This is a genomic window from Myceligenerans halotolerans (assembly GCF_054782975.1).
Genome location: NZ_BAAGRL010000057.1, coordinates 78052 through 103976, shown reverse-complemented (window position 1 = coordinate 103976; position 25925 = coordinate 78052). Strand labels below are relative to the sequence as shown.

Below are 25925 nucleotides of genomic sequence, written 5' to 3'. Positions count from 1 at the left end.
AAATGCCAGGGCTGAACATGCAGGTCAGACCCCAAAACCAGCCCTGGCAACCAGCCCTGGCACTTTGCCAGGGCTGAACCCCTCAAACGACGAAATCGCCAGCAAGGAGAAACCCATGTCGAGCCCAACCGTCGTCCGCCCGAAGCTCATGACCCCCGATGACCTGGCTGAGTACCTCGGCGTCACGATCCACTGCGTCTACGCCTGGTCGAGCCGTGGTGGTGGCCCTCGGATCACCCGAGTCGGCGCGCGCCTGCGCTACCGCCCGGCGGACGTTGAGGCGTGGCTCGACCGGATGGGCGAGGACACCGACGAGAAGGAGGCATGTTGAGCACCATCGGCCGCCCACAGATCGAGCCCGGGCGCTGGGGCGAGATCTCCGTGAAGGAGATCCGCCCCGGCGTCTACCGGGCTCGCACGACATACCGCCATCTGAACGGCCGGTACAGCGACCCAACGGCACAAGCCAAGTCCCGCAATGCTGCCCGCACGAAGCTTGAGAACAAGCTGCACGCGATGAGTCGCATTGCACCTGAGTCCAGGGTCGGTGCCGTCACGCCGTCGTCGAAGATGGACGACGTCATCACGGAGTGGGTCCGCGAACGCCGCCAGGAGGGCGAGGACGCGATCCGCGGGCAGTCGCTCGACTCGTACGGGAGCGTCATCAAGAACCACATCCGACCGAGCATCGGGAAGCTCCGTGTACAGGAGGTGACGCCCGTCGCGATCAACCGGACCCTGGAGTCGCTGCACCTGGCCGGGAAGTACGACACCGCGCGGCAGGCCAAGAACGTCCTGCGGCAGGTCATGGCGATGTGTGTCAGGTACGGGGCGATCGCCACGAACCCCGTGATCCATGCCGCTCCTGTCCGCAAGAAGCGCACGCGAAAGGACGTCCGCACCCTGTCTCTCGACGAAGTCGTCACGCTGCGCGAGGCGGTTCTCGCATGGGAGCACAGGCCGCCCAAGCGACGGGGGAAGCGGAACACCACTCTGCTGCCCGAGATCGTCGACACGATGCTCGGCACGGGACTTCGCATCGGTGAGTGCCTTGCGCTCCGTGAGGACGACCTCCGGCTCAATGCCGAGGTGCCGACGCTCACCGTCAACGGCACGGTGGCACGTGCCGACCCGGACGCATCGGGCAGGCGCCGGCTCTATCGCCAGCCCAAGCCGAAGTCGGACTCATCGATCCGCACGGTGACGCTCCCCGAGTTCGTCGTCGCCGCACTCCGCCGGGCGCTCGACCTTGCCCTCGATGGTGGGCCGGACGGCCTGGTCTTCCCGTCGACGAAGGCGACGCCGCGCTCTCCCGGCCGTGTCCGCGAGCAGATCAAGGAGGCGCTGACGGGCACCGGCGTCAAGATCGCTCCGCACGATTTCCGCCGGACGGTAGGGGACCTTCTCGACGACAAGCTCGACACGAAGACCGCGCAACTGCAACTCGGGCACTCATCCGAGGCGACCACGCTCCGCCACTACGTGCGCCGGAAGAACATCGCCCCCGACGTCCGCACCGTGCTCGACAAGCTCATCGAGAGCCCTGCCGCCGACGCCTCCGACGAGGCTCCCGGCGACGCCGCCTGAACCCCTTTTCTGGGACTTTTCCGGGACCAGAGCCAAAGAATCGAGCCTTTGACCAGCGTTTGCGCTGGTCAAAGGCTCGATGCCTTCAAAAGGTGCGGTAGCGGTGGGATTTGAACCCACGGTGGACTGTTAACCCACACACGCTTTCGAGGCGTGCTCCTTAGGCCGCTCGGACACGCTACCTGGCGCCCGCCTGAGCGGGCCGTAGCAGGATACCTGCTCTGACCCGCGATCGCCCAATCGATACCTCTTGACCCGTCGGACCCTGCTGGCTAGCCTCGTCGAGCAGCGATTTACAACGTTGTACATCGAGAGGAACCACCATGGCACGTCCCCGCCTCGCAGGCCGCACCGCGGCCGCGCTCGCAGCCGGGCTCCTGCTGTTCGCACCGGTCGCACCGGCCAGCAGCACACCCGCGGACACCGCAGCGGCCGGCAACTCCCCGAGCCCCGCGCCCGCAGCGGACCCCGCGTCTGCGCACCCCACCACCGACCCCACCCCCGGCGGCATCACCGTCACCGGCGACACCTCCCCGATCCACGACCCCGCCCTGATCGTCGACGAGCGCACCGGCACCTGGTACGTCTACTCCACGGGCGAGATCGACCGCACGAACGGCGGCACCATCCAGGTGTGGTCCTCCCACGACGACGGCGTCACCTGGACCTACGAGGGCAACGTGTGGGACCGGATCCCCGCGTGGATCGACGAGCACTTCTCCGACGGAGACCTCCCGGGGAACCTCTGGGCGCCCGAGGTCTACGAGCACGACGGCACCTACTACCTCTACTACTCGGCGAGCCGATTCGGCACCAACGACAGCCTCACGGCGCTGGCCACCAACACCACCCTCGACCCTGACGACCCCGACTACGAGTGGGTCGACCAGGGCACCGTGATCACCTCCCCGCAGGAGATCGAGAACGGCAAGTCGTTCAACGCCATCGACGCCGGCATCGTCACCGGCGCGGACGGCACCCCCTACATGGCGATCGGCTCGTACTGGTACGGCATCTTCCTGGTGGAGATCTCCTGGCCCAGCGGCAAGCCGGTGGAGGGAGCGCTGGAGAACGCCGTCCACCTGGTCGACCGATTCCAGCCCGGCAACCCGGTCGAGGCCCCCTACATCTACGAGCGCGACGGCTGGTACTACCTGTTCGTCTCCTTCGACCGCTGCTGCCAGGGCGGCGACAGCACGTACAAGGTGGCCGTCGGCAGGTCACGCGACGTGACCGGCCCGTACCTGGATCAGGACGGCCGGGACATGTTCGGCGGCGGCGGAACGATCCTGCTGGACGCCCACGGCGCCGTCGTCGGCCCGGGCGGGCAGTCGGTGTACGACGACGTCCTCGCGTTCCACTACTACGACGCGTCCAACGAGGAGATCCCCTACTTTCCGACGCTCGGCCTGCAGCGCCTCGACTGGGTGGACGGCTGGCCGGTGGTCGACATGACCGTGGACGCCGCGACCCTGGCCGCCGCCCCGGAGGCCGCGTCGGCCCGGATCGGCCGGAAGGCGTCGTTCACCGCCACGGCTACGGGTTCCCCGCGTCCGCTCGTGCTGTGGGAGGTGTCCGACGACGACGGCGCCACCTGGCGCGCACCCGAGAAGGGGCAGCCCAGGACCTCGGCGGACGGCACCTCCACGCTCCGGCTCCGCGCGACGCCCGACACCGACGGCACGCTCGTGCGTGCCACGGCGACCAACGCCCACGGCAGCGAGACGAGCGACCCGGTCACGCTCACAGTCACGAAGCCGGGCCGCGACAAGGGCTGACCCGAGACACCCCGACGGGCTCGACCGCACCCCCGGGCTGTCGAGCCCGTCGTCGCGCGGAGCAGCGACCCGGCAGCCGGCCGCGGCACCCAAGGCCGCTCTCGCCCCAGCCGGCGGTAGCGGTGGGATTTGGACCCACCGTCCGGGTCGCGGGAGCGTCTCCGAGCCCGGTCTCATAGGAGCTGCAAAGCCCGATAGCAGCTTCCACATGGCCGCGCCCGGTTACCTCTGTGGACAGAAGCAAGTCACCTTCTGTCCATCTAGGAGTAGCCATGTCGCCCCTCGTGCTCTACGCGGTCGATCTCGTCGCCGTCGTCGTCCTCGTTCTCGCCCTGTACTTCCCGCGTCATCGGCGGCGTGATCTCGTGGTCGCGTACCTCCTGGTGAACGTCGGGGTGCTGGCGGTGAGCTCGGCGCTGGCGGCGAGCACGGTCGCCGCCGGGCTGGGGCTGGGACTCTTCGGCGTCCTGTCGATCATCCGCCTGCGCTCCTTCGAACTGGTGCAGCACGAGGTCGCCTACTACTTCGCCGCGCTGGCCCTCGGCCTGCTGGGCGGGCTCGGGACCACGATCGGCTGGCTCGGGATCGCGGGAACCGTCCTGATCGTCGCGATCATGGCCGTCGCCGACCACCCCCGGTTCCTCGCCCGCGCGAGCCACGAGACGCGGTCCGTGGTGCTCGACCGGGCCATGACCGACCATGCCGCGCTCGTCACCCGGCTGGAGGCGCTGCTCGGCGGCCACGTCCACACCGTGTCGGTGCGCAAGCTCGATCTCGTGAACGACACCACGCTCGTGGACGTCCGCTTCTCGCCCGATCCGCGCCCGGTGACGTCGTCGGCCACCCCCACGCCGTCGTCGGACACCGCCCTCCTGCAGGGGGCGGCTCGATGATCGCCGACGCCCTCCCCGACCTCGCCCCCGTCGGCCTCGCCGAGCTGGACTCCGCGGCGGCCCTGCAGACCCGGCGCGACCGCAAGTACGTGCTCGACGCCGGCGAGTGCCGCGAGCTGCTCGCCGCCCTCGACCCCGCGACGCGGGTGCTGGAGATCGGCGGGGCGCGCACCTTCGCCTACGAGTCCACCTACTTCGACACTCCCGGCCTCGACTCCTTCCACCTCGCGGCGCATCGCCGCCGGCGGCGGTACAAGGTGCGCACGCGCACCTACGTCGACTCCGGTACGTGCTTCATCGAGGTGAAGACCCGTGCGGGCCGCGGCGTGACCGTGAAGGAACGCCAGGTGCACGACGCCGGACCCGCCCGCCTGGGCGCCGCCGACGCCTTCGTGGACGAGCGGCTCGCCGCGGCCGGCCTCGACGCCGCGCCTGCCCAGGCGCTCGTCCCGACGCTGCGGTCCTCGTACCGCCGCACCACGCTGCTGCTCCCGGACGGCCGGCTCACCCTCGACACGGATCTGGTCTGGACCGTCCCCGGCATGGTTCCCGGGAACCCTGTCGCGCTCGTCGACGCGTTTCGCCCCGATCCGGAGTTCGGTCGCTTGTCGAGCAGTCGGTCCGCCGGCGATGCGGTCGGTTCCTCGGGGGACCGACTTCTCGACAGCGGACCGACCGCGCGGCGACCAGCCGGACCAGCCGCCTCCGCCGTCGTCCGCCTCGACGACCTCGTGGTCGTGGAGACGAAGACCGGAGGGCCGGGACCGTCGTCGGCGGACCGGATCCTCTGGCGGTCCGGGCACCGGCCCGACCGCATCTCCAAGTACGCGACCGGGCTCACGCTCCTGCACCCCGGTCTTCCCGACGCCCCATGGCGTCGCATGATCCGCCACCGCCTCGCGGCGGAGCCCGCGTTCGCTCCCGAGCCCGCCCTGTAGCGGAGCCCCGGGCCGGCAATCGCGCTCACCTCGGCGGACGCCGACAGCCCGACCCACCTGAACACCTCACAGCAAGGACCCACCGATGCAGATCAAGCGCCCCAAGGCCATCTTCGCCGCCGCGCTGGCCGCCTACCTCACGGTCGCCACGCTCGCCGGATGCAGCCTGAGCTCGGCTGCCGAGACGACCACGTCGGAATCGAGCACCACCGGGTCGAGCGCTACCGACGTCGCGCTCACCACCGACGACGCCCTCGCCGAGAACAAGGACTACACCGATACCGCCGCACTGGCCGACGAGACCTGGGACGAGGCCGACGAGGTGGCCGTCACGCTCGACGGCGACACCGCGGAGGCGTCCGGCGACGGCGTCGACGTGGACGGCTCCACGGTGACGATCACCGCACCGGGCACGTACCGCCTCAGCGGCACGCTGACGGACGGCCAGGTGGTGGTGTCGTCCGAGGCCGACGGCCTGGTCCGGCTCGTGCTCGACGGCGTCGACATCACCAGCAGCACCACCTCGGCGATCGCGATCATGGAGGCCGACGGCGTGTCGGTGGTCCTCGCGGACGGTTCCGAGAACTCCCTCGCCGACGCCTCGGAGTACGAGTACGAGGACGGCGAGGACGAACCGAACGCGACACTGTTCTCGAAGGAGGACCTCGTGATCTCGGGCGACGGTGCGCTCACCGTCACCGGCAACTCGAACGACGGGATCGGCTCGAAGGACGGGCTGGTCGTCGCGGGCGGGAACATCACCGTCGACGCGGTTGACGACGGCGTGCGCGGCAAGGACTACCTCGTCGTGACCGGCGGCACGCTGGACGTCACGGCCGACGACGACGGCCTGAAGGCCGACAACGAGGACGGCACCGACGACGACGGCGACACCGTCGGCTACGCGGCCTTCCTCGGCGGCGACGTCACGATCAGCGCCGGGGACGACGGCGTGCACGCGGAGTCGGACCTCGTGGTCGCCGACGGGACGCTCACCGTCACGGAGTCCTACGAAGGGCTCGAGGGCACGCACATCCTCGTCGCAGGCGGCACGACCGACATCACGGCGTCGGACGACGGGCTCAACGCGGCCGGGGCGACCAGCACGGAGGAGACCGCCGCGACCGAGGAGACCAGCACCTCGCAGGTCGCGACGACGCAGGACGGCGCCGCCCAGGCTGGCGAGCGGCCCGAGGGCGCTCCGGAGGGCGGCCGCGGTGGCGGCATGGGAGGTGGCGCCGGCGGCGAGTCTGCGGGCGACTTCTCCCTGACGATCACGGGCGGCACGCTGACGGTCGACGCGGACGGCGACGGCCTGGACTCCAACGGCACCACCACGATCACCGGCGGCGACATCACGGTCTTCGGCCCGACGATGAACGGCAACGGCGCGCTCGACAGTCAGGGCGCCTTCACGGTGAGCGGGGGCAACCTCGTGGCCGTGGGCTCGTCGGGCATGGCGCAGACGCCCGACGCCGACTCGTCACAGGCCTGGGTGGCGGCCACGTTCGACACCGTCGCGGCGGGATCCGAGGTCCAGGTGATCGGCGACGGCGGCTCGGTGCTCGCCGACGTCACGTTGGCCAAGGACACGCAGTCGATCGTGCTGAGCGCGGCCGGCCTCGTCGACGGCCGGACCTACAAGATCGTCGCTGACGGCACCGAGATCGCCACGGCGACAGCCGGCGAGGCCGTCGCGGGTGGTATAGGCGGTATGGGCGGCGGCCCCCAGGGCTGATCGCCGGCGGCCGGAGGTGGCTCTGCTCGTCCTCCGGCACCTGGCCGACGGGGACCCCGGCGCTGAAGAGCGCTGGGGTCCCTCGCGTCGGAACGAGGTTCGCCGCACGAGCACGAGGCTTCCGGCCGGACTTCCCGGGCGATGCGCGCAAGCCTCGTGCGAGTGCGGGAAAGCTCATGCCGGGCCGCGGCGCTTCATGCGCTTGCGCGGGTCCAGGCCGGAGTCCGCGATCCCCGCGATCGCCGAACCGGGGGAGAGCACCTGTTCCGCCCGGAGGTCCGACACGACGGCGCGGATCAGCCCCGGGAGGAAGTCCCCGCCCCGGCGCCAGGTCCAGGGGATGCCCTTGACCACGAGCCACCCCGCCCGCTGCCACCGGGACGGGGGTTCGGGCGCAACGGGAAGCCGGGCCGCCAGCGCGGCCTCCGGCGGCGTGTTCTCCGGACGTGCGGGTTCAGCCGCCGCCTCCCGCGCCCCCTCCCCGGCCGCTTCACCGAGCCAAGCCCTCGCGACCCCCAGCGCCAGCTTCCGATGCCCCGCCGGCGACGGATGCACCCGGTCGATGTGCCAGGCCCGCGCGCCCGCGGACGCGATCGCCGCGCCGCCGTCGACCACCACGACGCGCCCCGGCGCCTCGCGGGCCGCGGCAGCGGCGGCGTCGACCGCCGCGTTCACCACGGCCACCCGTCGCCGCATCACGCGCCGGACCACGCGCGGCGCCAGTTCGAACAGGCCGATCACGGGCAGCCGCACGAGGACGACATCGCTCCTGGCGCGCGCCAGCGCGTCGACCGTCCGCGCGAGGGCGGCCTCGATCTCCCGCGGGGAGAAGTCGCTGCGCAGCACGTCGTTGCCGCCCACCAGCACGGTGGCGAGCGTCGGCCGCAGTTCGAGGGCTTCCGTGAGCTGATCCGCGGCGACGTCGCGGGCGCGCGATCCGTTGCTCGCCAGGTTCCGGAACGTCCCGACCCGCAGGACGGCGGCGAGGTGCGCGGCCCACCCCGCGCCGTGCCGGGCATCGGGCCCGACGGTGTCACCCACGCCGACGGTGATCGAGTCACCCAGCGCGACCGCGACCGCGGGCCCCGTGGTCATGGCCGGGACCCGGCCATCACCACACCGTCGGTCGTCGTGCCGGTGAGTGAGCCCATGTCGAGAAAGGTCGGCTTGTTGTGCAGGGCGAGCATGGCCTCGCCCGTCGCCGTCCACGGGAACAGCTCCGCGCGCTCCCGCGCCGCGGCGCGGCGGGTGACCGGGTCGCGGTCCAGCACGTCGTGGATCGCGAGCGCGAGCGTCGCCGGCTCGGGCGCCGCGGCGGCGCCGGCAGGGCCGACGATCTCCGGCAGCGCGCTCGTCGCGGAGCACACCACGGGCGTTCCCGAGGCCAGCGCCTCGAGCGCGGCCAGGCCGAACGTCTCGATGGGGCCCGGGGCGACCACGACGTCGGCGCAGCTCAGCAGGGTCGCGAGGCGCACCCGGTCGGGCACGAACGAGAGGAACTTGTGCGGCAGTCCCGCGGCGGCGGCGCGGTCGCGGACCTTCGGCAGCAGTGGCCCGGCCCCCGCGACGACGAGCCGCACCGGGCGCCCGTCGCGCATCACCTGCGCGGCGGCGTCGACGGCGAGATCGACACGCTTCTCCTGCGAGATCCGGCTCGCGGTGACGATCAGCGTGGTGCCGGGCGGGGCGTACTGCTCCCGGAAGTCGTCGTCGTACCGGTCCGGCCGGAACATCTCCAGGTCGACGCCGAGCGGAACCCGGATCAGCGGCGGCAGCAGGGTGTTCCGCGACCGACGGCGCAGGCGCTCCACCTCGCCGGCGGCGAACTCGGTGGTCGCGACCAGCCGGTCGAACCTGGGCAGGGTGGCGAGGTTGTAGCGGTCGGCGAACCGCGGCGCGGTCGCGGCTCCCAGCGAGGCGATGCGCCCGTCCGGGCCGTGGCCCGGGACCCAGGAACGCAGCACGCCGTCGACCCGTTCGTGCAGCATCGCGAGGGAGGGCACCCCCTCACTCCTGGCCCAGTCGCCGATCCCGGTCAGGGTGGTCCGGTCCGAGACCTCGACGCGGTCCGGCTCGAGCGCTTCGAGGAGCCGCCGCACCTTCCGCGGCCGGACCACGACGCGGTAGCCGCCGGAGAACGGTGCGCGGGGCGCGGCGACGGTGATGAGCCGGACGCCGTCCACGTGCGACACGGTGTCGTGCTCGCCGGGGACCACGAGCACAGGTTCGTGCCCGTGCCTCAGGTACTGCCCCGCCATCGCGTGCATCGCGGTTCGGATCCCGCCGGAGCGCGGACCGTAGAAGTTCGCGATGTGGACGATGCGCACGGTCAGACCTCCGCCGATCCTGCCCTTTCATGGACCCGGATCGCGTCTTCGTAGTGGTGCACGAGCTCTTCGCAGATGTCGTGCCAGGTGCGGCCCTCGGCGCGCTCGCGGGCCGCTGCCCCGAACGCGAGCCGCTTGCGCTCGTCGCCCACGAGATCGGCCACGTGCCGCCGCAGTGCCTTGTGGTCACCTGGAGCGTACAACCATCCGTCGTGCGAGTGCCGCACGATGTCCAGCGGCCCGCCGGCGGCGGGTGCCACCACGGGAACCCCGCTCGCGTGTGCCTCCTGGAGGGTCTGGCCGAAGGTCTCCAGCTCGCCGGGGTGCACGAAGACGTCCAGGCTGGCCATGGCCTTGGCCAGGTCCTGGCCGCGCAGCAGGCCCGTGAAGTGCGCGGTGGGCAGCAGATGGTGCAGCGCGTCCCGCTCGGGCCCGTCGCCGACGACGACGAGCCGCACGTTCGGCAGGTCCTTCAGCACGCTCAGCGCCTCGACCTGCTTCTCCGCGGCCAGGCGCCCGACGTACCCGACCAGTACCTCCCTGCCGTTCCCGACCGCGCGGCGCCAGCTCTCGTCGCGGAACCGCGGGTGGAACGACGTCGTGTCCACACCGCGCCCCCACAGGCGCATGTTCGGGATGCCGTGGGCGGTGAGCTGCCGCATGGTCGCGGTCGAGGGTACGAGGTTGAGCGTCGCCTTCTCGTGCAGGTCCTTGACCCGCTTCCACAGCAGCGGTTCGAAGTGGCCCAGCCCGTAGCGGGACGCGTAGCCCGGAACCTCGGTCTGGTAGACGGCGACGGTCGGCAGCCCCATCCGCTCGGCCGCGAGCATGCCGCGCCAGCCGAGGATGAACGGGGAGGCCAGGTGGACGACGTCGGGCTCGAACGCCGCGAGCGTGCGCTCGGTACGCCACTTCTTGCCGACCACCAGGCGGACGTCGGGGTAGCCGGGGAAGCCGATGGAGCCGAGTTCGACGACGGGCGCCCCGCTGACGAAGGGCGGTACGGCGCCGCTGTCGGCGTCGGGAGCGAGCACCATGGCTTCGTCGCCACGCCGCTCAAGATGCTCGAGTACCCGCAGGACGGAGTTGGTCACTCCGTTCACCTGCGGGAGAAACGATTCTGTGACGATAGCTACACGCACAGTAGACACTCGACCATCACTTGGTGAAGTGTCAGGAGCGTGTGGGCGGAGTGTCGGCAAACGTCACGTGTCATCTTGCTCCTTCTGCAACGCCGGGGCGTCCGCGGAAGTCCGGGCCGGAACGTCCCGGCGGTCTGCCGCGGCCGCGATCTGGACCAGTCGCGCAACCGCTCCCAGCAAGAGTGCCACGAGAAGGGCGTTGCGCACCGCCCCCACCAGAGTCATTTCAGGGAAACCCCCGAGAAACTCCCCGTAACGGACCGGGAAGATCATCTTCGTGAGAATCGCGGTGACGATGAGACCGAGAGCAGGCGGCAGCCACGTGCGCCGCGCCTCGGCGGCGTCGCGGCCGTAGAGGGCGACGGCGGCCGCGACCGGCGGGCCGAGCCACGCGATGAACTGGGGCGAGCCCACCTTGTTGCACACGATCAGCGCGAGGAGTTCGGCGGCGGCGGCCAGCAGGAGGATGTCCTGGGCGCGCCCGGGCCGCCGTCGTACCGCGAACGCCGCCAGCAGGGCGACGAGCCCGACGACGACGAGCAGCGCGACGTCGAGCGCCTCGGCGACGTCCCGTGGCGCGGAGCCGAGCACCTCGTAGGTGTAGATCTCGTCGTTCCAGGTCGGGCTGTACTTCGGGCTGTCCATCCCGATGAGGAGGAAGGGTGTGGCGCCGACCGACTCGACCTGGAGATTGCGGTCGCTCTGCTCGCCGAAGACGTCGAGCACGCGGCCGCCGCTGCCGCCCGCGAGGGCCCAGCCGAGGACGACCGTGCTCACCAGCGCGCCGGGCAGCACGACGTTCCGCGCGAACTGATACAGGCTGCCCGACGTCGCGGCGATGGCGACCGCCACGGCGCCCGGAGCGATCTTGATCCAGGCACCGATCGTCGCCAGCGTCATCGCCGTCGCGGGATGCCGGGCCGCGATCACCAGCGCGACCAGGATGATCGGGGCGATCACGCCGTCGAGGCGGCCCAGGAAGATCGGGCCGAGCGCCACGAGGAAGATCAGCCAGAACCAGGCGGCCAGACGTCCCCGGGGCCGTGCGCGCGCCAGGAAGATCGTGGCGACGGCGTTGAGCGCGACGATCAGGCCGAGCCACACCCACTCGTAGCCGGCGGTGGTCTGGGAGAACAGGGCCGGCGGCGTGATCGCGACGAGCGCCCCCACCGGATACACCCAGGCGTACTCGAAGACGGGCCATCGCGCGGCCTCGATGCCGTTGCGCGCCCACCACTCGTAGAGCGCGACATCGCCGAAGATCTGCGGCTCCCACTGCCACGCCTCGTGGATCAGCCAGGCGTGAGCGGCGACGAAGGCGACGGCGATGCCCCAGGGGGAGAGCAGCGCACGGATCAGGACGCGGAAAGGACGGGCGTCGGTCAGCACGGCTCACATCCTCGCACCGATCGCCTCGGCGGTGTGCTGCCCGAAATCGGTTAAACCCGGGTCGGTGTCGGCGGCGGGGGCCGACGTCGTCCGCGGACCGTTTACGCGAACGCGCTCTCGCCCGTGATCTCGCGGCCGATGATCAGCGCCTGCATGCTCTCGGTGCCCTCGTACGTGTGCAGGGCCTCGATGTCGGCGAAGTGCCGCGCCACGCGGTTCTCCAGCAGGATGCCGTTGCCGCCCAGCATGTCGCGGGCGACCTGCGCGATCTGGCGCGCGCCGCGCGTGCAGGAGTACTTGGCGATCGATGCCTGCGGGCCGGTCAGCTCGCCGGCCTCGGCAAGCCGCGTCATCTGCTTCACCAGCAGCTGGATCTGCGTGAGGGTCGACAGCATCTGGGCCAGGCGCTCCTGGATCATCTGGCTCGCGGCGAGCGGGCGGCCGAACTGCATGCGCTGCTTCGAGTACGCCACGGCGGACTCGTAGCAGGCGACGGCGTGTCCGACGGCGGCCCAGGCGACGCCCATGCGCGCCGCGAACAGCACCCGGCCGGCGTCCTTGAAGGACCGCGACCTCGGCAGCAGGTTCTCCGCCGGGACGAACACGTCCGTCAGGACGATGTGCGCCTGGTGGAGGGCACGGAGCGAGACCTTGCCCTGGATGGTGGTGGCCTCGTAGCCGGGCGTGTCCTGCGGCACGATGTAGCCGTGGACCTGGCCGTCCTCGCCGCGGGCCCACACCACGGTGATGTCGCCCGTCGAGCCGAAGCCGATCCACTTCTTCTCGCCGTTGATGAGGTAGCCGTCGACGCCGTCGCGGGTGGCGGCGACCGCCGTCGTCTCCAGGGCGACCGAGTCGGACCCGTGTGTCGGTTCCGTGAGTCCGAACGCGCCGAGGATCTCACCGCGCGCCATCGGGCCGGCGTACTTCGCGATCTGCTCGTCGGAGCCGAGCATGGCGATCGACCGCAGGGCCAGCCCGCCCTGCACGCCGCAGATCGTGGCCACGGAGCCGTCGCCGCGCGACATCTCCATCGCGGCCAGGCCCTCGGCGTACGGGGTGACGTGCGGGAGGCCGGGCACGTCCACGCCGTCGCGCAGCAGGTCGAGGTCGGCGAGGCGCTTGACCAGGTCCATGGGGACCTCGTAGCGCTCCCAGTAGTCGGCGATGACCGGCAGGACCTCCTCCTGCACGAACCGCCGGACCTTGTGCTGGTGGGCGCGTTCTTCCTCGGTGGCGTCGGCGAATGCCCGGGCGAAGTCGATGTCGAGCGGCTGGGACAGGTCGTACGCGGGCGCCGACACACCGGGAGTCTGAGTCATGCGAACCATGGTGCTCCGGTACTGAATCTCACGTCAAGCGATACGGCGTCTCACGCGAGTGATGCTGCCAGCTCTCGTCGCTGGACCCGCCACCAGACGAAGAAGCCGACGAGCGTGAACCCTCCGTAGAACAGGTACATCGCGGCCGTGGCCCAGTAGCCGGCGCTCAGGAGGAGCGGCACGCCGACGATGTCGACGGCCACCCAGATCAGCCAGAACTCGACCCAGCCCTTCGCCATGCCGTAGGTCGCCAGGAGCGAACCCGTGAAGATCCAGGCGTCCGCCCAGACGGGCTCGAACGAGCCCAGCGCCCGGAACAGCGGGGTCAGCAGCAGCGTGCCGCCCACCAGCGCCGCGACGAGACCGAGGCGCGCGGGCCACGACGCCCACCGCGGGTGCACGGCCGCGCCGTCGCCGGCCGGGACCTTGCCGTCGGCGCGGAGGTCCGCGGACCGACGGCGGGTCTCCTGCCAGCGGTACCAGCCGTAGACGGACACGGCGATGAACATGATCTGCCGCCCCGCCTGTCCGAGCATGTCCGCCCGTGAGGTCTCGCCGAACCACGAGCCCAGGAAGACCGTGAACAGCAGCACGTTCCCGACGATGCCGACCGGCCACGCCCACACCTTGCGCCGCATCCCGCCGAGCGCCGACGCGAGCCCGAAGGCGTTGCCGATCACCTCGCGCCAGAGCAGGTGCTGGTCACCGATGCTGAAGGTGGCGTCGAACAGCCAGCGGATCACGTCCATGCGAGAAGGATCGCATGAGGCCCGCCACGGTCCTGGGATCGTTTTCATCGACTTCCCGGCGGCACCGGGAGCGGGCAGACCTGGCGGACCGTGCCCGAGAGCATCGAGCCGACCGCGGGCGTCCACACCGTGTACCTGCGCTTCACGTCCGGCCGTCCTGCCGCGGAACTACACTCCGATGAACCGGAACCGGAACCGGCCCGGACCTGGAGGACAGCCATGCGCGACACGCAGGCCGCACGCCCCACCCTCGAGACGGTGGCGCGCCTGGCCGGGGTCTCGCGCGCGACCGTGTCCCGCGTGATCAACGGGTCGGTGGGGGTGACGCCCGGGGTGCGCGAGGCCGTGGACCGAGCCGTCGACCAGCTCGGGTACGTGCCCAACCCGGCGGCGCGCAGTCTCGTCTCGCGTCGTACGGACTCGATCGCGCTGGTCGTGCCTGAGCCGGTCGCGCGGATGTTCTCCGACGACGCCTTCTTCACCGGCATCCTGCGCGGCATCGGGCAGGAGCTCGAGGCCGCGGACAAGCAGCTCGTCCTCCTGCTCGCCTCGACCCCGGCGAGCCACCACCGCATCATGCGATACATCCGCGGCCGGACCGTGGACGGCGTCATCCTCGCCTCCCTGCACGGGGCCGACCCGTTCCCGGGCGAACTCGCCGCCATGGGCGTGCCTGTCGTCGCCAGCGGCCGTCCGCTCGCCGGCCACGCGGTCCCCTACATCGACGTCGACAACGCGGGCGGCGTCAGGGTCGCGGTCGAGCACCTGCTGGCCCAGGGCCGGACACGCATCGCGACGATCGCCGGCCCGCAGGACATGGTCGCGGGCATCGACCGGCTCGCCGGGTACCGCGCCGCCCTCGACACCGCGGGCATGCGGTCGCTCGTCGAGATCGGCGACTTCACGCGCGAGTCGGGCATGGTCGCCATGCGCCGGCTCCTCGCCGACGAGCCTGCGATCGACGCCGTCTTCGTGGCCTCCGACCTCATGGCCGACGGAGCCCTGCGCACGCTCCGCCAGGCCGGTCGCCGGGTACCGGAGGACGTCGCGGTCGTCGGGTTCGACGACGCCGCCGCTGCCCGCTCCACCGAGCCCCCGCTGACCACCGTGCGGCAACCGATCCACGAGATCGGCCGCATGCTGGCGCAGCAGGTCCTGAAGCTGGTGGCAGGCGAGGACATCGACCCGGCGCTGATACTCCCCACGGACCTGGTGCTCCGCGAGTCGGCGTGAGCGCGGGCACCGGCGCGCGACCACGCCATTTCGGCTGGTGGGAGCGCGACTATCGGTCACGATGACGTGGTCGGCACCCGGGCCCCGGCGCCTCGCGGCGCTACCCCAGTGCGTCGCGGACCGCGCGGGCGACGTCGTCGGGCGGCGTCTCGCCGTCGAGCACCGTGACCACGATGCGGCGGCGGGGATTGGCGTCCGCCTCCGGCGCCGCGCCGCCCTTGCTCACCACGACCGCGCGACGCAGGTCGGCGAACGCCTCTTCCAGGTCGGGCCGCGGATCCAGGGACGGGTTGCGCAGCCAGCGGCGCAGGATCGCGTTGTGCACCGCCACCACCGACGCCGCGAACGCGATCGATGCGGTCGTGTTCGACCGGTCCGGCGGGAGCGTGTCGCGCAGGTACTGCGTGAACGCGCGCTCGTACCGGTGCGTGGTGACCAGCTCGCGGTCACGCAGTGCCGGGACCTGCTGCAGCAGCGCGTACCGGGCGAGCGACGTCTCGCGCTGGCCCACGTGGTGGTCGAACACCATGCGCGCGGCCCGGCACACTTCGAGGTACGGGCCCATCTCCGGGTCCCAGCCGTGCCCGACGTCGCCCCCGGCCTCCTCGCTCGTGCGCGCCTCCGGGCGGGTGGCGGCCAGCATCACGACCACCTCCTCGAGAAGGAGCTCGTGGTCGGCGAAGACGACGTCCTCCTTCGACCGGTACCGGCGGAAGAACGTCGCCCGGCTCACCTGGGCGGCATCGGCGATCTCCTCGACGGTGGTCTTCTCGTAGCCCTGCCGGGTGAAGAGGTCGACCGCGGCGTCAACTGCCTGAGCGTGCGTGTGAGGTCGAACCGCTGTCATGCAGGGCAGGCTACCGTTCCCGGATCCTGCCGGTACGGAGCCGCTGGAGATAGCGCACCTCGCGGAGCGCGATGGCGGCGCCTATGGCCAGCGGCAAAGCGGCCCACGGATGCCCCGAGAGGACGCCGAAGAACCCGGCGATCGCCACCAGGACCCCGCCGACGACCGTGAACAGGCTCGACCACCGCATGGTGCTCACCGTAGCGGAGCGCGGGGCGCGCTACACCGCGCCGGCCGCACCGATCGGACGCACGGAAGGGCGGACGGACGGAACGACGGAACGACGGACAAGGATGTCGGACAGACGTCATAGGGTCGGCGCATGACCGAGAACACCACGAACTCCGCACCCGTCGTCGACGTGTACGTCGACCCGGCGTGTCCGTTCGCCTGGATCACCTCACGCTGGGCGCTCGAGGTCGCCCGGCACCGCGACGTCGACCTCACATTCAAGCTCATGAGCCTCTACCTGCTCAACAGGGACCGCGACATCCCCGCGGACTACCGGGCGCTCATCGACAGGTCACGCGGCATCGGCCGCGTCGCCGCAGCCGTGCAGACCGACCACGACCCCGAGGCGTTCGCGGCCTTCTACAACGCGGCCGGCACCCGCATCCACAACGCGCGCAACAAGGACTTCGAGGCCGTGATCACCGAGGCGCTCGCGGAGGCCGGGCTGCCCGCGGAACTCGCGGCGGCCGCGGGGTCCGAGGCGTACGACGGCGCGCTCGCCGTCTCGCACGAGGCCGGCATGAAGCCCGTCGGCGAGGACGTCGGCACGCCGACCATCCACGTCAACGGCGTCGCGTTCTTCGGACCGGTGCTGCAGTCCATCCCGCGCGGCGAGGACGCGGTGCGCGTGTTCGACGGCGCGGTCGCCCTGGCCTCGTACCCGGACTTCTTCGAACTGAAGCGGACACGGTCAGGGTCGCTGAACTTCGACTGAGCGTGACGGTTCCGGACAGCTCCCGGCCGATCCCGGCACCTCGAACAGACCGGCGAGTTCGCCGGAACCTGTCGGAACGTTTCCCGGACCGATGACATTGTTGGAGACATGAGCCTCGATCTGCGCATCTTCACGGAACCTCAGCAGGGCGCGTCGTACGACGACCAGCTCGCCGTCGCCCAGGCGACCGAGGAGCTCGGCTTCAGCGCCTTCTTCCGCTCCGACCACTACCTCGCGATGGGCGACGGCGACGGCCTGCCCGGCCCCACCGACGCCTGGACCACCCTCGCCGGACTCGCCCGGGACACCGAGACGGTCCGGCTCGGCACGCTCGTCTCCTCCGCGACGTTCCGCCACCCCGGCGTGCTCGCCATCCAGGTGGCGCAGGTGGACCAGATGTCGGGCGGGCGGGTCGAGTTCGGCCTCGGCACCGGCTGGTTCAGGGCCGAACACGCCGCCTACGGGATCCCGTTCCCCGACAAGCGGTTCGGCATCCTCGAGGAGCAGCTCGCCGTCGTGACCGGGCTGTGGAGCACGCCCGAGGGCGAGACCTTCTCGCACGCGGGCACGCACTACACGCTCACCGACTCGCCCGCCCTCCCCAAGCCCGCGCAGCAGCGCATCCCCGTCATTGTCGGCGGCGGCGGACCGAAGCGGACCCCGGCGCTCGCCGCCCGCTTCGCCGACGAGTACAACCAGGCCTTCCCCGAGATCGACACGATCGGCCCGCGCGTCAAGGTCATCGAGCAGGCACTGTCCGACGCCGGTCGTGGTGCCGACTCGATGGTCCAGTCCGCCGCGCTCGTCGTGGCGGTGGGCAAGGACGAGGCCGAGTTCGCGAAGCGCGCCGCCGCGATCGACCGGGAGCCCGCCGAGCTCCGCAAGCACGGCGTCGCGGGGACGGTCGCCGAGGCCGCGGACCGCCTGCGGGACCTGGAGAAGGCGGGCGTGTCCCGCGTGTACCTGCAGGTCCTCGACCTGCAGGACCTGGACCACCTCGATCTCGTCGCCCGCGAGGTGCGTCCTCAGCTCGACTGACCGCCCGGCCTGCGACCGCCGTCGTGCACGGCTATGCGGCTGGTCGGCAACTGTTTGAGTGATCGGCAGGTCAATCTGCCGATCACTCAAACATCTACCGACCATGCGAACGGTCGGTCACCGGCCGCCGGTGCGGTTCCTCCGCGGGCCCGCTAGCGCCCCAGAAGGTCTTCCCCTTGGGCTGAACGCGTGTGTAGCATGTTGAACGTGCGTTCAGCCGAGCGGCGCCCCATCGGGCGCGACCGGACGCCCGCGGTGGATCAGACCGCGCGGGCGCGGATCCGTGATGCCGCGGTGCAGTGCTTCGCCACCGGCGGATTCGGCGCGTCGGTGCGCGCGATCGCCCAGGAGGCCGGCGTCAGCCCGGGCCTCGTGATGCATCACTTCGGCTCGAAGGACACGCTCCGTGAGGTGTGCGACGAGCACGTCCTCGCCCAGATCCGCGAGCTGAAGAACCAGAACATCGAGCACGCGGCCGGAGGCGGCAGCTTCCTGCAGGCTTTCGCGTCCGCCGAGGAGAACGCCGTGCTCCTGGGCTACGTCCTGCGTTCGATGCAGGACGGCAGCGCCCTCGCCCGGGACTTCATCGACCACATGGTCGACGACGCCGTGGAGTACACCCAGCACGCTGTCGCCTCGGGCCTCGCCGTGCCCAGCCGCGACGAGGCGGCCCGGGCGCGCTACATGACGGTCTCCGCCCTGGGAGCCCTGCTGCTCGAGGTCACCCTGGACCCACCGGCGGACCCTTCGGATCTCCTCGCGATCCTCAACCGGTTCATGGAGCAGAGCTACCTGCCCATTCTTGAGCTGTACACCGAGGGATTCCTCACGACCCGCCGCATGCTCGACGACTACCTCATGTACGTCACCGATCCGCCGGAGGGCATGCAGGCTGCCGAGCCGGCTTGAAGAGCACGAGCCAGTTCGAAGAGCATGCGATCGGTCCGTTCACGAGCGATCGGCACTTCGATCTGCCGATCATTCACGATCGGACCGACCACTGCCGCGCGGTCTCCGCGCGACCTTCGCCGCGCCCACGATCGCCGTCGTCCCCTCGACGGCGCCGCACAGCGGCCCTCCACCTTCCGTGAACTGGTCACGACAACCAGAGAGCGAGCACCTGATGACCACTACTTCCTCCGTCGCGCCCGCGATCGAGATCGCGGGCCTCGACAAGTCCTTCGGCTCCGTGAAGGCCCTCGACGGCCTCGACCTGACCGTCCCCGCCGGCGAGGTCGCCGGCTTCCTGGGGCCCAACGGTGCCGGCAAGTCCACCACCATCCGCGTGCTGCTGGGCCTGCTGCGGTCCGACGCCGGCGTCGCCCGCATGTTCGGCCGCGACGTCTGGCACGACTCGGTCGCCCTGCACCAGCACATCGCCTACGTCCCGGGCGACGTCAGCCTGTGGCCGAACCTCACCGGCGGGGAGTGCATCGACTACCTCACCCGCCTGCGTGGTACGGCCGACAAGAAGGCGCTGCGTGCCCGCAAGGCCGAGCTCCTGGAGCGCTTCGAGCTCGACCCGCGCAAGAAGGCCCGCACCTACTCCAAGGGCAACCGGCAGAAGGTCGCCCTGGTCGCGGCCTTCCTGTCCGACGCCGAGCTCTACATCCTCGACGAGCCCACGGCCGGCCTGGACCCGCTCATGGAGTCCGTGTTCACCGAGTACGTGCACGAGGCCAAGGCAGAGGGGCGGTCCGTGCTGCTGTCCAGCCACATCCTCAGCGAGGTCGAGAAGGTGTGCGACACCGTCACGATCATCCGCAACGGCACCGCCGTCGAGCACGGCACGCTCGACGAGCTGCGGCACCTCACGCGGTCGAACGTGACCGCCGTGGTGGGTGGGGACCCGGCCGTGCTGGCTGAGCTCGGCGCGGTCAACGACCTCCAGGTCATGGCGCACGACGGCGGCACCCGCGTCACCTTCGACGCCGACAACGCCGCCATCGCCGACGTCCTCACGGCGGTGACCGCGCTGGGCGTGCACAGCATCACGGTCACCCCGCCGTCGCTGGAGGAACTGTTCATGCGGCACTACGGCGACGTCATCGACGCCGACGAGGTCGCGGCCGAGGAGGCAGCCGGCGACGGCGTGCCGTCCGACCGCGCGGCGCGAAAGGCCGCGCGGCGCGCCGTGAAGCAGGCGGGTGCGCGATGAGCGCCGTGGCGGCACCTCCGGCCGGAGCGGCGACGCCGGACGTCGGGGCCACCCGGTTCGGGTCGACGCTGACCGGGACCGGCAGGATGGTCCGGTTCATCCTGCGGCGGGACCGGGTGCGGATCTTCTGGTGGACGTTCAGCATCGTCGCGTTCTACGTGTACTTCATGGCCGCGCTCGGAACCTTCGACGCGGAGGCGATGGCGGGCCGGGCGCTGCTCATGGAGACGCCCAGCGGGATCGCGATGGGCGGGCCCGGATATGGCGTCGAGGACTACACGCCGGAACGTGCCGTGGCCAACGAGGGCATCACCTGGTGGGTGATCGCCCTCGGGGTGATGAGCATCCTGCACATGGTGCGGCACACGCGGACCGAGGAGGAGTCGAGCAGGTCGGAGCTGGTGCGGGCGAGTGTCGTCGGGCGGCACGCACCGGCCGTCGCGGCGATCACCACCCTGGCTCTCGTGAACGCGCTGATCGCGGTGCTCTCGGCGGGGATCATCGTGGCGATCGACGGGGAGTACGTGACCGTCGCCGACTCGTTCGGACTCACCGTCGGCGTGGCCCTGGCGTCCATGGTGTTCGGCGCGGTCGCCTTCGTCTTCGCGCAGCTCACCGTGACCGGTCGGGGGGCAATCGGCCTGAGCATGGCCGTGCTCGGCGCGGCATTCTTCGCGCGGGCCGCCGGAGACATGATCGAGATGCACGGGAGCCCGTTGTCGTGGGTGTCCGCCTTCGCCTGGGCGCAGCAGATGCGGCCGTTCGTCGATCTGACCTGGTGGCCCGCCGTGCTGTCCGGCGCGGCCATCGTGCTCCTCCTGCTGCTGGGCTCGTTCCTGGCGTCCCGGCGGGACTTCGGCGGAGGACTGCTCGCGGAGCGTACCGGGCGCGCGGACGCGGCGGGCTCGCTCACCGGACCGGTCTCGCTCGCGTGGCGGCAGCAGCGCTGGGCGCTGTTCTGGAGCGCACTCGGCCTGGGGCTCATGTGGTTCGCGAGCGGCACGATGCTCCCGGATATCGGCGACCTGATGAGCGACATGGCCGAGAGCAACCCGCTGGTGAGTGCGGTCTTCGGCGACGACCCCGCGGGCTTCACCGCGGCGTTCCTCGGCATCATGCTCCTGTACGGGATGTGGTGCGTCATTGCGTACGCGATCGTCATGGGCGGGCGGGCGAAGGCCGAGGAGTCCGCCGGGCGCGCCGAGGTCGTGCTCGCGCGGCCCCTGGCGCGGTCCACCTGGTACGGCGCGCAACTGCTGGTCGCCGGCATCGGGACCGTGGTACTGGCGGTCGTCACGGTCTACGCGATGTGGGCCGGGGGAGCGGTGGTCGGTGAGGACGCTTTCTCGTTCGGCGACTACACCGAGGTGCTCTGGCCGTACATCCCGGCGGCACTCTGCTTCCTCGGATTCACCGCGGCCATGTACGCATGGTTCCCGCAGCACACCGGACTCGCCTGGATCCTGCTGGCCTACTCGTTCGGGATCGGCATGTTCGGGGCGCTCCTCGAGAATCTGCCCGAGGAGGCGAACTACGCCAACCCGCTGTACTGGGTGCCGGAACCGTTCGTGGACAGCCCGGAGCCTTCGCACATGATCGGCCTCGGCGTCGCCGTCGTCGCACTGTTCGTCCTCGCGTTCCTCGGCTTCCGGCGGCGGGACATCCCGGCGGTGTGACGTGTCGTGGCCGACGGTGGTCGTGGGCGCGCCTCCACCGTGAGCGCGCCCGCGACCGCCGTCGGGCACCGTTCTGGTGTGTACGCGCGACGAGACGCGCGGTACGAGGACAAGACGCACGGGAAGAAGATGTGTATACAGCACGGACTTTGCGTGATGTGACCGTTTCGATAAGCTGATTCGCCGCGGTGACCGTCGTCGAACTCTAGGATTTCAGTCATGATCTTCAAGGCCGTCGGGGGCGGCCGTCCCTACCCCGACCACGGGCGCACCCGCACCCGGGACTGGGTCGACGTCCCTCCCCGGCAGGTCCGCCTCGATGAGCTCGTGACCACCAAGCGGACCCTGGACCTGGAGACCCTTCTCGCGGAGGACTCCACGTTCTACGGCGACCTGTTCGCTCATGTGGTCGAGTACGAGGGCACCCTCTACCTCGAGGACGGGCTTCATCGTGCGTTGCGCGCGGCGCTGCAGCAGCGCCCCGTGCTGCACGCGCGCGTCCTCACGATCGGTTAGGTTCATAGCGTGACAGACCCTTCCTACGACGAGGCGCGTGTCGCCCGGCGTCGTCGTCAGCACGAGCGCCAGGCCGTCGTCTTCGGCGTGATCATCGCCTTCCTGGCGGTCGCCGGGATCTTCGCCCTGGCGATGTACACAGGCTCGCTCGTCGGCCCGTTCCAGCGTGAGTTCACGGTGGTAGGCGTGTCCCAGCAGGAGGAGGTCCCCGCGCCGTGCCTGCCGGAGGTCGAGGGACAGCCCGACGGCGCCCTGCCCCTGCCGTACGCCGACGTCGAGGTGAACTCGCTGAACGCGTCGGACAACCAGGGCGTGGCGAAGGCCTTCGAGACCGCGCTCGTGAGCCAGGGCTTCACCGTGCTCGAACTGGGCACCATGCCCGAGGAGGAGAGGCTCGACGTCTCGGAGTTGCGCTTCGGGGCCAAGGGCATCGTGCAGGCGTACACCCTGGCGGCGCAGTTTCCGTCGATCCGCATGGTCATGGACGACCGCGGTGGGACCAAGGTCGACCTGCTCATCGGGGAGGAGTACGACACGCCCGTCGACATCGAGGACGTGCCGCCGGCCGACGAACCGCTGGAGAACGTCGACGGCTGCGTGCCGGCCGACGAGATCACCCCCAAGGAGCGGGCGTTGTCGATGGAGAGGCTGGCCGCGCAGGAGCCCGAGACCGAAGAGAGCTGAGGCGGGCGGGCTCGCTCCCTCGGGCCTGGTTGCGCGGGCGGGCGCCTGGGTGGTGCGCGGGCGCGCGGCGGCGTGGTTGCGCGCGCCCGCGGGCGCTCAAGCCGTCGTCACGACGACGGTTCGCCGCACCAGGTTTGCAGTGCCTCCTGGATGTCTTGGTGATCCGGCGCTCCGGACCAGGCGACGTATCCGTCCGGACGGACGAGGACCGCCCGGTCTCCGGACGTGGGGAGGAAGCTCACCCGGTCACTCCATCCGGCGAGCGGGCTGCCGTCTGCGAGCGAACTGTCGCCGTCGAGCCGACCTCCGCCGTCGGCGAGAGCACTGCCGCCGACGAGCGCGAACCTGCCGTCCCGGAGGTGCTCGAACAGTCTCGTCCCGTCCGGGAACTCGCGGTCGGGAGCGCGGGTGCCGACGATTCTCGCGTCGCCCGCGCGACGGCCGTACTCGATGCCGAGTCCGGAGATCTGCATGGTCGCCATCTTCGTGACGGCGGCCGAACCGAGGATGAGCGGCGCCACGGCGCCGCGCACGGCGACGGCGAACCGGGAGCGGACGGTGGCGACGCGGGCCATGCGGCCGCTGGACTTCAGCACCTGGACGCCGACCGGGTGGCGGTCGGTGTGGTAGCCGTCGAGCAGGTCAGGGTCGGCGCCGCGGGCGACCGCGGCGAGGCGCCAGGAGAGGTTGGCCGCGTCCTGCATCCCGGTGTTCATTCCCTGGCCGCCGGCCGGGGTGTGACAGTGAGCGGCGTCCCCGGCGAGGAAGACGCGGCCGACCCGGTACTCGGGAGCCTGCCGTTCGTCGGAGTGGAACCGTGAGATCCAGCGCGGCGAGTGCATGCCGTAGTCGGTGCCGAACGCCTGGCGCGCGGCGGCGGAGATCTGCTCCAGTGACAGGGGGGCGTCGTCGTCGGCCTGGTCGGCGCGGCTCCAGGCGGTGAGCCGCCAGTAGCCGTCGCCGAAGGGCGCGATGAACGCGAAGCCGTGTTCGTTGGTGTGGACGGTCGGCTTCCGAGGCGGGTCGGCGAGCTCGACGTCGGCGAGCATGATGCCGCGCATGACCGGGCCTCCGGGGAAGGGCTGGCCGATCAGGTCGCGGACGGATGAGCGGACGCCGTCGCAGCCGACCGCGTAGTCGGCCTGGAGGAGGACGGACTCGCCGTCGGCTCCGGCGGCGGTGACCGAGACGCTGTCGGCGCCCTGCTCGAGGCCGGTGACCTCGGTGTCGTGGCGGACGGCGACGCCCAGCCGGTCGAGCCGGTCGCGCAGGACGCGCTCCACGTTGGTCTGGGAGCAGACGAGCAGATAGGGGTAGGCGGTCGGCAGCTGGGAGAGGTCGAGCTCGGCGTTGCCGAACGCGGCGATCTTGTCCATCTTGTACGAGGCGTAGGCGAGCAGTTCCTCGGCGAGGCCGCGCATGTCGAGCATTTCCATGGTGCGGGCGTGGACGCCGAAGGCGCGGGAGAGGTTCGACAGGCCCGCCGGGCGCTTCTCGATGATCGTGACGTCGAGCCCGGCCTCGGCGAGGTCCCCGGCCAGCAGGAGGCCGGTCGGCCCGGCGCCGACGACGATGACCGACGTCGTGGTGGTCCTGTCGGGGTGGGCGGGAGCAGAGCTGGTCTCAGGGGACGGGTGCGAAGGTTTGGTTGCCATGGAAACCAGTAAAGTCCAATTCGGTTGCCATGGCAACTAGGTTGCTAGGATGGTGAACGTGGACCCGCAGGCGACCCTCGACGAACGTGAACGACGCACCTGGTCAGCCTTCGTGACCATGCGGCGAGACCTGGAGGCTGTGCTCGCCCGGGGCCTCGCCCGTGACGGGCTCTCCGTCAGTGACTTCGAGGTGCTGGCCCGGCTCGGCCAGGCACCGGGTGGCGAGATGCGCGCCCGCGACCTGGCGGGCGCCATCGGCTGGGACAAGGCTCGCCTGTCCAAGCACGTGACCCGCATGGCCGGGCGCGGGCTCGTCGAGCGCCGGGAGGCGACGGGCGACGGGCGCGGCCTGGTCATCGCGCTCACCGTGCAGGCGGAGCAGGTCATGGCGGCCGCTGTTCCGAAGCATGTCGCCGCGGTTCGCAGGCACTTCTTCGACCTGATCGAGCCTGGTGAACTTGACGTGCTCGAGCGCGTGCTGGAGCGGGTCAACGGCCGTGCGGCCGAGGGGTGACGAGGGCGCGAGGAAGCTGGATGTGGCAGGTCGGTTCGGGGCCTTGGTGGACGCTGGTCAGGGGTGCAGCCGCTCGCGCGAAGCGGAGGCACAGTCGCACTGAAGTAGTGGTTGGTCAGTCGATGTCGCGGTGCACCTGGCGCAGTACGGTCAGCCGACGGCGGTACTCGTCCTCGTCGATCTCCCCGGAGGCGTAGCGGGAAGCCAGGATCTGCTCGGCGTCATGCGAGCTCTTCTGGCTCCCGGTACGCATCCCGCCCTTGGCCAGGACGACGATCAACCAGATGACCGCGCACCAGAAGGCCAGCATGACCAGCATCATCACGATCCCCCAGAGAGGGTCCCATCCCCACATCATCGTCGGTTCCTCCTTCGAGCCGCGCAGATGGTCTCGGGTCTTCCTACTACCAGAATGCAGGAGAACGAGTCGGGGTGTGATGGCTGGCCGCACCTACTGGCGCAACAACGAACGAGAGCCCGGCCGATGGCCAGGCTCTCAGATCTCAACGATGACGCGAGACATCTATCAACGATGTCCCGCGTCATCACTCTGCGGAGGATGGGGGATTCGAACCCCCGAGGGCGTGAACCCAACACGCTTTCCAAGCGTGCGCCATAGGCCGCTAGGCGAATCCTCCTCGCGCCCGTGGGCGCGGCCGATCCGACCACGCGAACGTGTTTGGGAACGGCCTGACGAGGATACCGGACCGGAGGGGCTGGGGCCGAATCGAAAGCGGCCGACGCTGGTGTGACGTAGTCGTTCGCCGCGGATGGCGGGGGTACCGTCGCAGGATT

25 protein-coding genes and 2 tRNA genes are annotated in these 25925 nt (G+C 70.8%); 15 read left to right on the top strand and 12 right to left on the bottom strand.

Annotated features, from left to right (window positions below; genetic code table 11):
* The first annotated feature begins 115 nt into the window (after nucleotides 1-115).
* The gene (locus tag ACYVK5_RS24410) at nucleotides 116-331 is read left to right on the top strand and encodes a helix-turn-helix domain-containing protein (RefSeq protein ID WP_460708591.1); all 216 of its coding nucleotides are present in this window, start codon (nucleotides 116-118) and stop codon (nucleotides 329-331) included.
* Nucleotides 325-1587, top strand: a complete 1263-nt coding sequence (locus tag ACYVK5_RS24405) for a tyrosine-type recombinase/integrase (RefSeq protein ID WP_460708589.1) — start codon at nucleotides 325-327, stop codon at nucleotides 1585-1587. The genes ACYVK5_RS24410 and ACYVK5_RS24405 overlap by 7 nt, the downstream gene beginning before the upstream one ends.
* A gap of 95 nt (nucleotides 1588-1682) precedes the next feature.
* Here the strand turns inward: ACYVK5_RS24405 and ACYVK5_RS24400 are convergent.
* A tRNA-Ser gene (locus ACYVK5_RS24400) sits at nucleotides 1683-1770 on the bottom strand.
* A gap of 140 nt (nucleotides 1771-1910) precedes the next feature.
* Between ACYVK5_RS24400 and ACYVK5_RS24395 the strand changes: the two genes are divergently transcribed.
* From ACYVK5_RS24395 to ACYVK5_RS24380, 4 genes are all read left to right on the top strand, one after another.
* Complete coding sequence (locus tag ACYVK5_RS24395) at nucleotides 1911-3365, top strand: glycoside hydrolase family 43 protein (RefSeq protein WP_460708587.1); 1455 nt, start codon at nucleotides 1911-1913, stop codon at nucleotides 3363-3365.
* A gap of 272 nt (nucleotides 3366-3637) precedes the next feature.
* Nucleotides 3638-4258 (top strand): DUF4956 domain-containing protein, encoded by a 621-nt coding sequence (locus ACYVK5_RS24390; RefSeq protein ID WP_460708585.1) that lies wholly within the window; start codon nucleotides 3638-3640, stop codon nucleotides 4256-4258.
* Nucleotides 4255-5196, top strand: coding sequence for a polyphosphate polymerase domain-containing protein (locus ACYVK5_RS24385; RefSeq protein ID WP_460708583.1), 942 nt, complete (start codon nucleotides 4255-4257; stop codon nucleotides 5194-5196). The genes ACYVK5_RS24390 and ACYVK5_RS24385 overlap by 4 nt, the downstream gene beginning before the upstream one ends.
* Nucleotides 5197-5281: 85 nt before the next feature.
* Nucleotides 5282-6934, top strand: a complete 1653-nt coding sequence (locus ACYVK5_RS24380; protein ID WP_460708581.1) for a carbohydrate-binding domain-containing protein — start codon at nucleotides 5282-5284, stop codon at nucleotides 6932-6934.
* Nucleotides 6935-7108: 174 nt separating this feature from the next.
* Here the strand turns inward: ACYVK5_RS24380 and ACYVK5_RS24375 are convergent, their stop codons facing one another.
* The 6 genes from ACYVK5_RS24375 to pnuC all read right to left on the bottom strand — a co-directional run bounded on the left by ACYVK5_RS24375 (nucleotide 7109) and on the right by pnuC (nucleotide 13863).
* Complete coding sequence (locus ACYVK5_RS24375) at nucleotides 7109-8029, bottom strand: GDSL-type esterase/lipase family protein (RefSeq protein WP_460708579.1); 921 nt, start codon at nucleotides 8027-8029, stop codon at nucleotides 7109-7111.
* The gene (locus tag ACYVK5_RS24370) at nucleotides 8026-9261 is read right to left on the bottom strand and encodes a glycosyltransferase (RefSeq protein WP_460708577.1); all 1236 of its coding nucleotides are present in this window, start codon (nucleotides 9259-9261) and stop codon (nucleotides 8026-8028) included. Before ACYVK5_RS24370 ends, ACYVK5_RS24375 begins: the two co-directional genes overlap by 4 nt.
* 2 nt (nucleotides 9262-9263) lie before the next feature.
* A complete protein-coding gene (locus ACYVK5_RS24365; protein ID WP_460708575.1) occupies nucleotides 9264-10355 on the bottom strand; it encodes a glycosyltransferase family 4 protein in 1092 nt (363 codons plus the stop codon).
* A 111-nt stretch (nucleotides 10356-10466) separates the two neighbouring features.
* On the bottom strand, nucleotides 10467-11792 hold the full coding sequence (locus tag ACYVK5_RS24360; RefSeq protein ID WP_460708573.1) for a glycosyltransferase family 87 protein: 1326 nt from the start codon (nucleotides 11790-11792) through the stop codon (nucleotides 10467-10469).
* A 101-nt stretch (nucleotides 11793-11893) separates the two neighbouring features.
* Nucleotides 11894-13114 carry an acyl-CoA dehydrogenase family protein gene (locus ACYVK5_RS24355; RefSeq protein WP_460708571.1) on the bottom strand — a complete coding sequence of 407 codons (1221 nt, stop codon included), beginning with the start codon at nucleotides 13112-13114 and terminating at the stop codon, nucleotides 11894-11896.
* 50 nt (nucleotides 13115-13164) lie between these two features.
* Nucleotides 13165-13863, bottom strand: a complete 699-nt coding sequence (gene pnuC, locus ACYVK5_RS24350) for a nicotinamide riboside transporter PnuC (RefSeq protein ID WP_460708570.1) — start codon at nucleotides 13861-13863, stop codon at nucleotides 13165-13167.
* A gap of 219 nt (nucleotides 13864-14082) precedes the next feature.
* On the opposite strand from pnuC, the gene ACYVK5_RS24345 reads away from it, so the two are divergent.
* The gene (locus tag ACYVK5_RS24345) at nucleotides 14083-15096 is read left to right on the top strand and encodes a LacI family DNA-binding transcriptional regulator (RefSeq protein WP_460708568.1); all 1014 of its coding nucleotides are present in this window, start codon (nucleotides 14083-14085) and stop codon (nucleotides 15094-15096) included.
* 100 nt (nucleotides 15097-15196) lie between these two features.
* Here ACYVK5_RS24345 and ACYVK5_RS24340 read toward each other — a convergent pair whose 3' ends face one another.
* Together ACYVK5_RS24340 and ACYVK5_RS24335 are read right to left on the bottom strand one after the other, a co-directional pair.
* A complete protein-coding gene (locus ACYVK5_RS24340; RefSeq protein WP_460708567.1) occupies nucleotides 15197-15943 on the bottom strand; it encodes a TetR/AcrR family transcriptional regulator in 747 nt (248 codons plus the stop codon).
* A gap of 10 nt (nucleotides 15944-15953) precedes the next feature.
* On the bottom strand, nucleotides 15954-16133 hold the full coding sequence (locus ACYVK5_RS24335; RefSeq protein ID WP_460708566.1) for a hypothetical protein: 180 nt from the start codon (nucleotides 16131-16133) through the stop codon (nucleotides 15954-15956).
* Nucleotides 16134-16265: 132 nt separating this feature from the next.
* On the opposite strand from ACYVK5_RS24335, the gene ACYVK5_RS24330 reads away from it, so the two are divergent.
* From ACYVK5_RS24330 to ACYVK5_RS24300, 7 genes are all read left to right on the top strand, one after another.
* Nucleotides 16266-16889, top strand: coding sequence for a DsbA family protein (locus ACYVK5_RS24330; RefSeq protein WP_460708564.1), 624 nt, complete (start codon nucleotides 16266-16268; stop codon nucleotides 16887-16889).
* A gap of 108 nt (nucleotides 16890-16997) precedes the next feature.
* Nucleotides 16998-17927 carry an LLM class F420-dependent oxidoreductase gene (locus ACYVK5_RS24325; RefSeq protein WP_460708562.1) on the top strand — a complete coding sequence of 310 codons (930 nt, stop codon included), beginning with the start codon at nucleotides 16998-17000 and terminating at the stop codon, nucleotides 17925-17927.
* A gap of 198 nt (nucleotides 17928-18125) precedes the next feature.
* The gene (locus ACYVK5_RS24320; protein ID WP_460708560.1) at nucleotides 18126-18836 is read left to right on the top strand and encodes a TetR family transcriptional regulator; all 711 of its coding nucleotides are present in this window, start codon (nucleotides 18126-18128) and stop codon (nucleotides 18834-18836) included.
* Nucleotides 18837-19050: 214 nt separating this feature from the next.
* Complete coding sequence (locus ACYVK5_RS24315) at nucleotides 19051-20085, top strand: ABC transporter ATP-binding protein (protein ID WP_460708559.1); 1035 nt, start codon at nucleotides 19051-19053, stop codon at nucleotides 20083-20085.
* Nucleotides 20082-21761 (top strand): ABC transporter permease, encoded by a 1680-nt coding sequence (locus ACYVK5_RS24310; RefSeq protein ID WP_460708558.1) that lies wholly within the window; start codon nucleotides 20082-20084, stop codon nucleotides 21759-21761. The genes ACYVK5_RS24315 and ACYVK5_RS24310 overlap by 4 nt, the downstream gene beginning before the upstream one ends.
* Before the next feature lie 219 nt (nucleotides 21762-21980).
* A complete protein-coding gene (locus ACYVK5_RS24305; protein WP_123812955.1) occupies nucleotides 21981-22277 on the top strand; it encodes a type II toxin-antitoxin system VapB family antitoxin in 297 nt (98 codons plus the stop codon).
* 9 nt (nucleotides 22278-22286) lie between these two features.
* Nucleotides 22287-22961 carry a LytR C-terminal domain-containing protein gene (locus ACYVK5_RS24300; RefSeq protein WP_460708557.1) on the top strand — a complete coding sequence of 225 codons (675 nt, stop codon included), beginning with the start codon at nucleotides 22287-22289 and terminating at the stop codon, nucleotides 22959-22961.
* 107 nt (nucleotides 22962-23068) lie between these two features.
* On the opposite strand, the gene ACYVK5_RS24295 is transcribed toward ACYVK5_RS24300, so the two are convergent.
* On the bottom strand, nucleotides 23069-24616 hold the full coding sequence (locus tag ACYVK5_RS24295) for an FAD-dependent oxidoreductase (RefSeq protein ID WP_460708556.1): 1548 nt from the start codon (nucleotides 24614-24616) through the stop codon (nucleotides 23069-23071).
* Nucleotides 24617-24665: 49 nt separating this feature from the next.
* Here ACYVK5_RS24295 and ACYVK5_RS24290 point away from each other — a divergent pair, with 49 nt between their 5' ends.
* Nucleotides 24666-25130 (top strand): MarR family winged helix-turn-helix transcriptional regulator, encoded by a 465-nt coding sequence (locus ACYVK5_RS24290; RefSeq protein WP_460708555.1) that lies wholly within the window; start codon nucleotides 24666-24668, stop codon nucleotides 25128-25130.
* Between the two features lie 115 nt (nucleotides 25131-25245).
* Here the strand turns inward: ACYVK5_RS24290 and ACYVK5_RS24285 are convergent, their stop codons facing one another.
* Both ACYVK5_RS24285 and ACYVK5_RS24280 read right to left on the bottom strand, forming a co-directional pair.
* Nucleotides 25246-25488: an SHOCT domain-containing protein gene (locus ACYVK5_RS24285; RefSeq protein ID WP_460708554.1), complete on the bottom strand. Its 243-nt coding sequence runs from the start codon at nucleotides 25486-25488 to the stop codon at nucleotides 25246-25248.
* Nucleotides 25489-25683: 195 nt separating this feature from the next.
* Nucleotides 25684-25768: transfer RNA gene (locus ACYVK5_RS24280), tRNA-Ser, on the bottom strand.
* Between the last annotated feature and the right edge of the window lie 157 nt (nucleotides 25769-25925).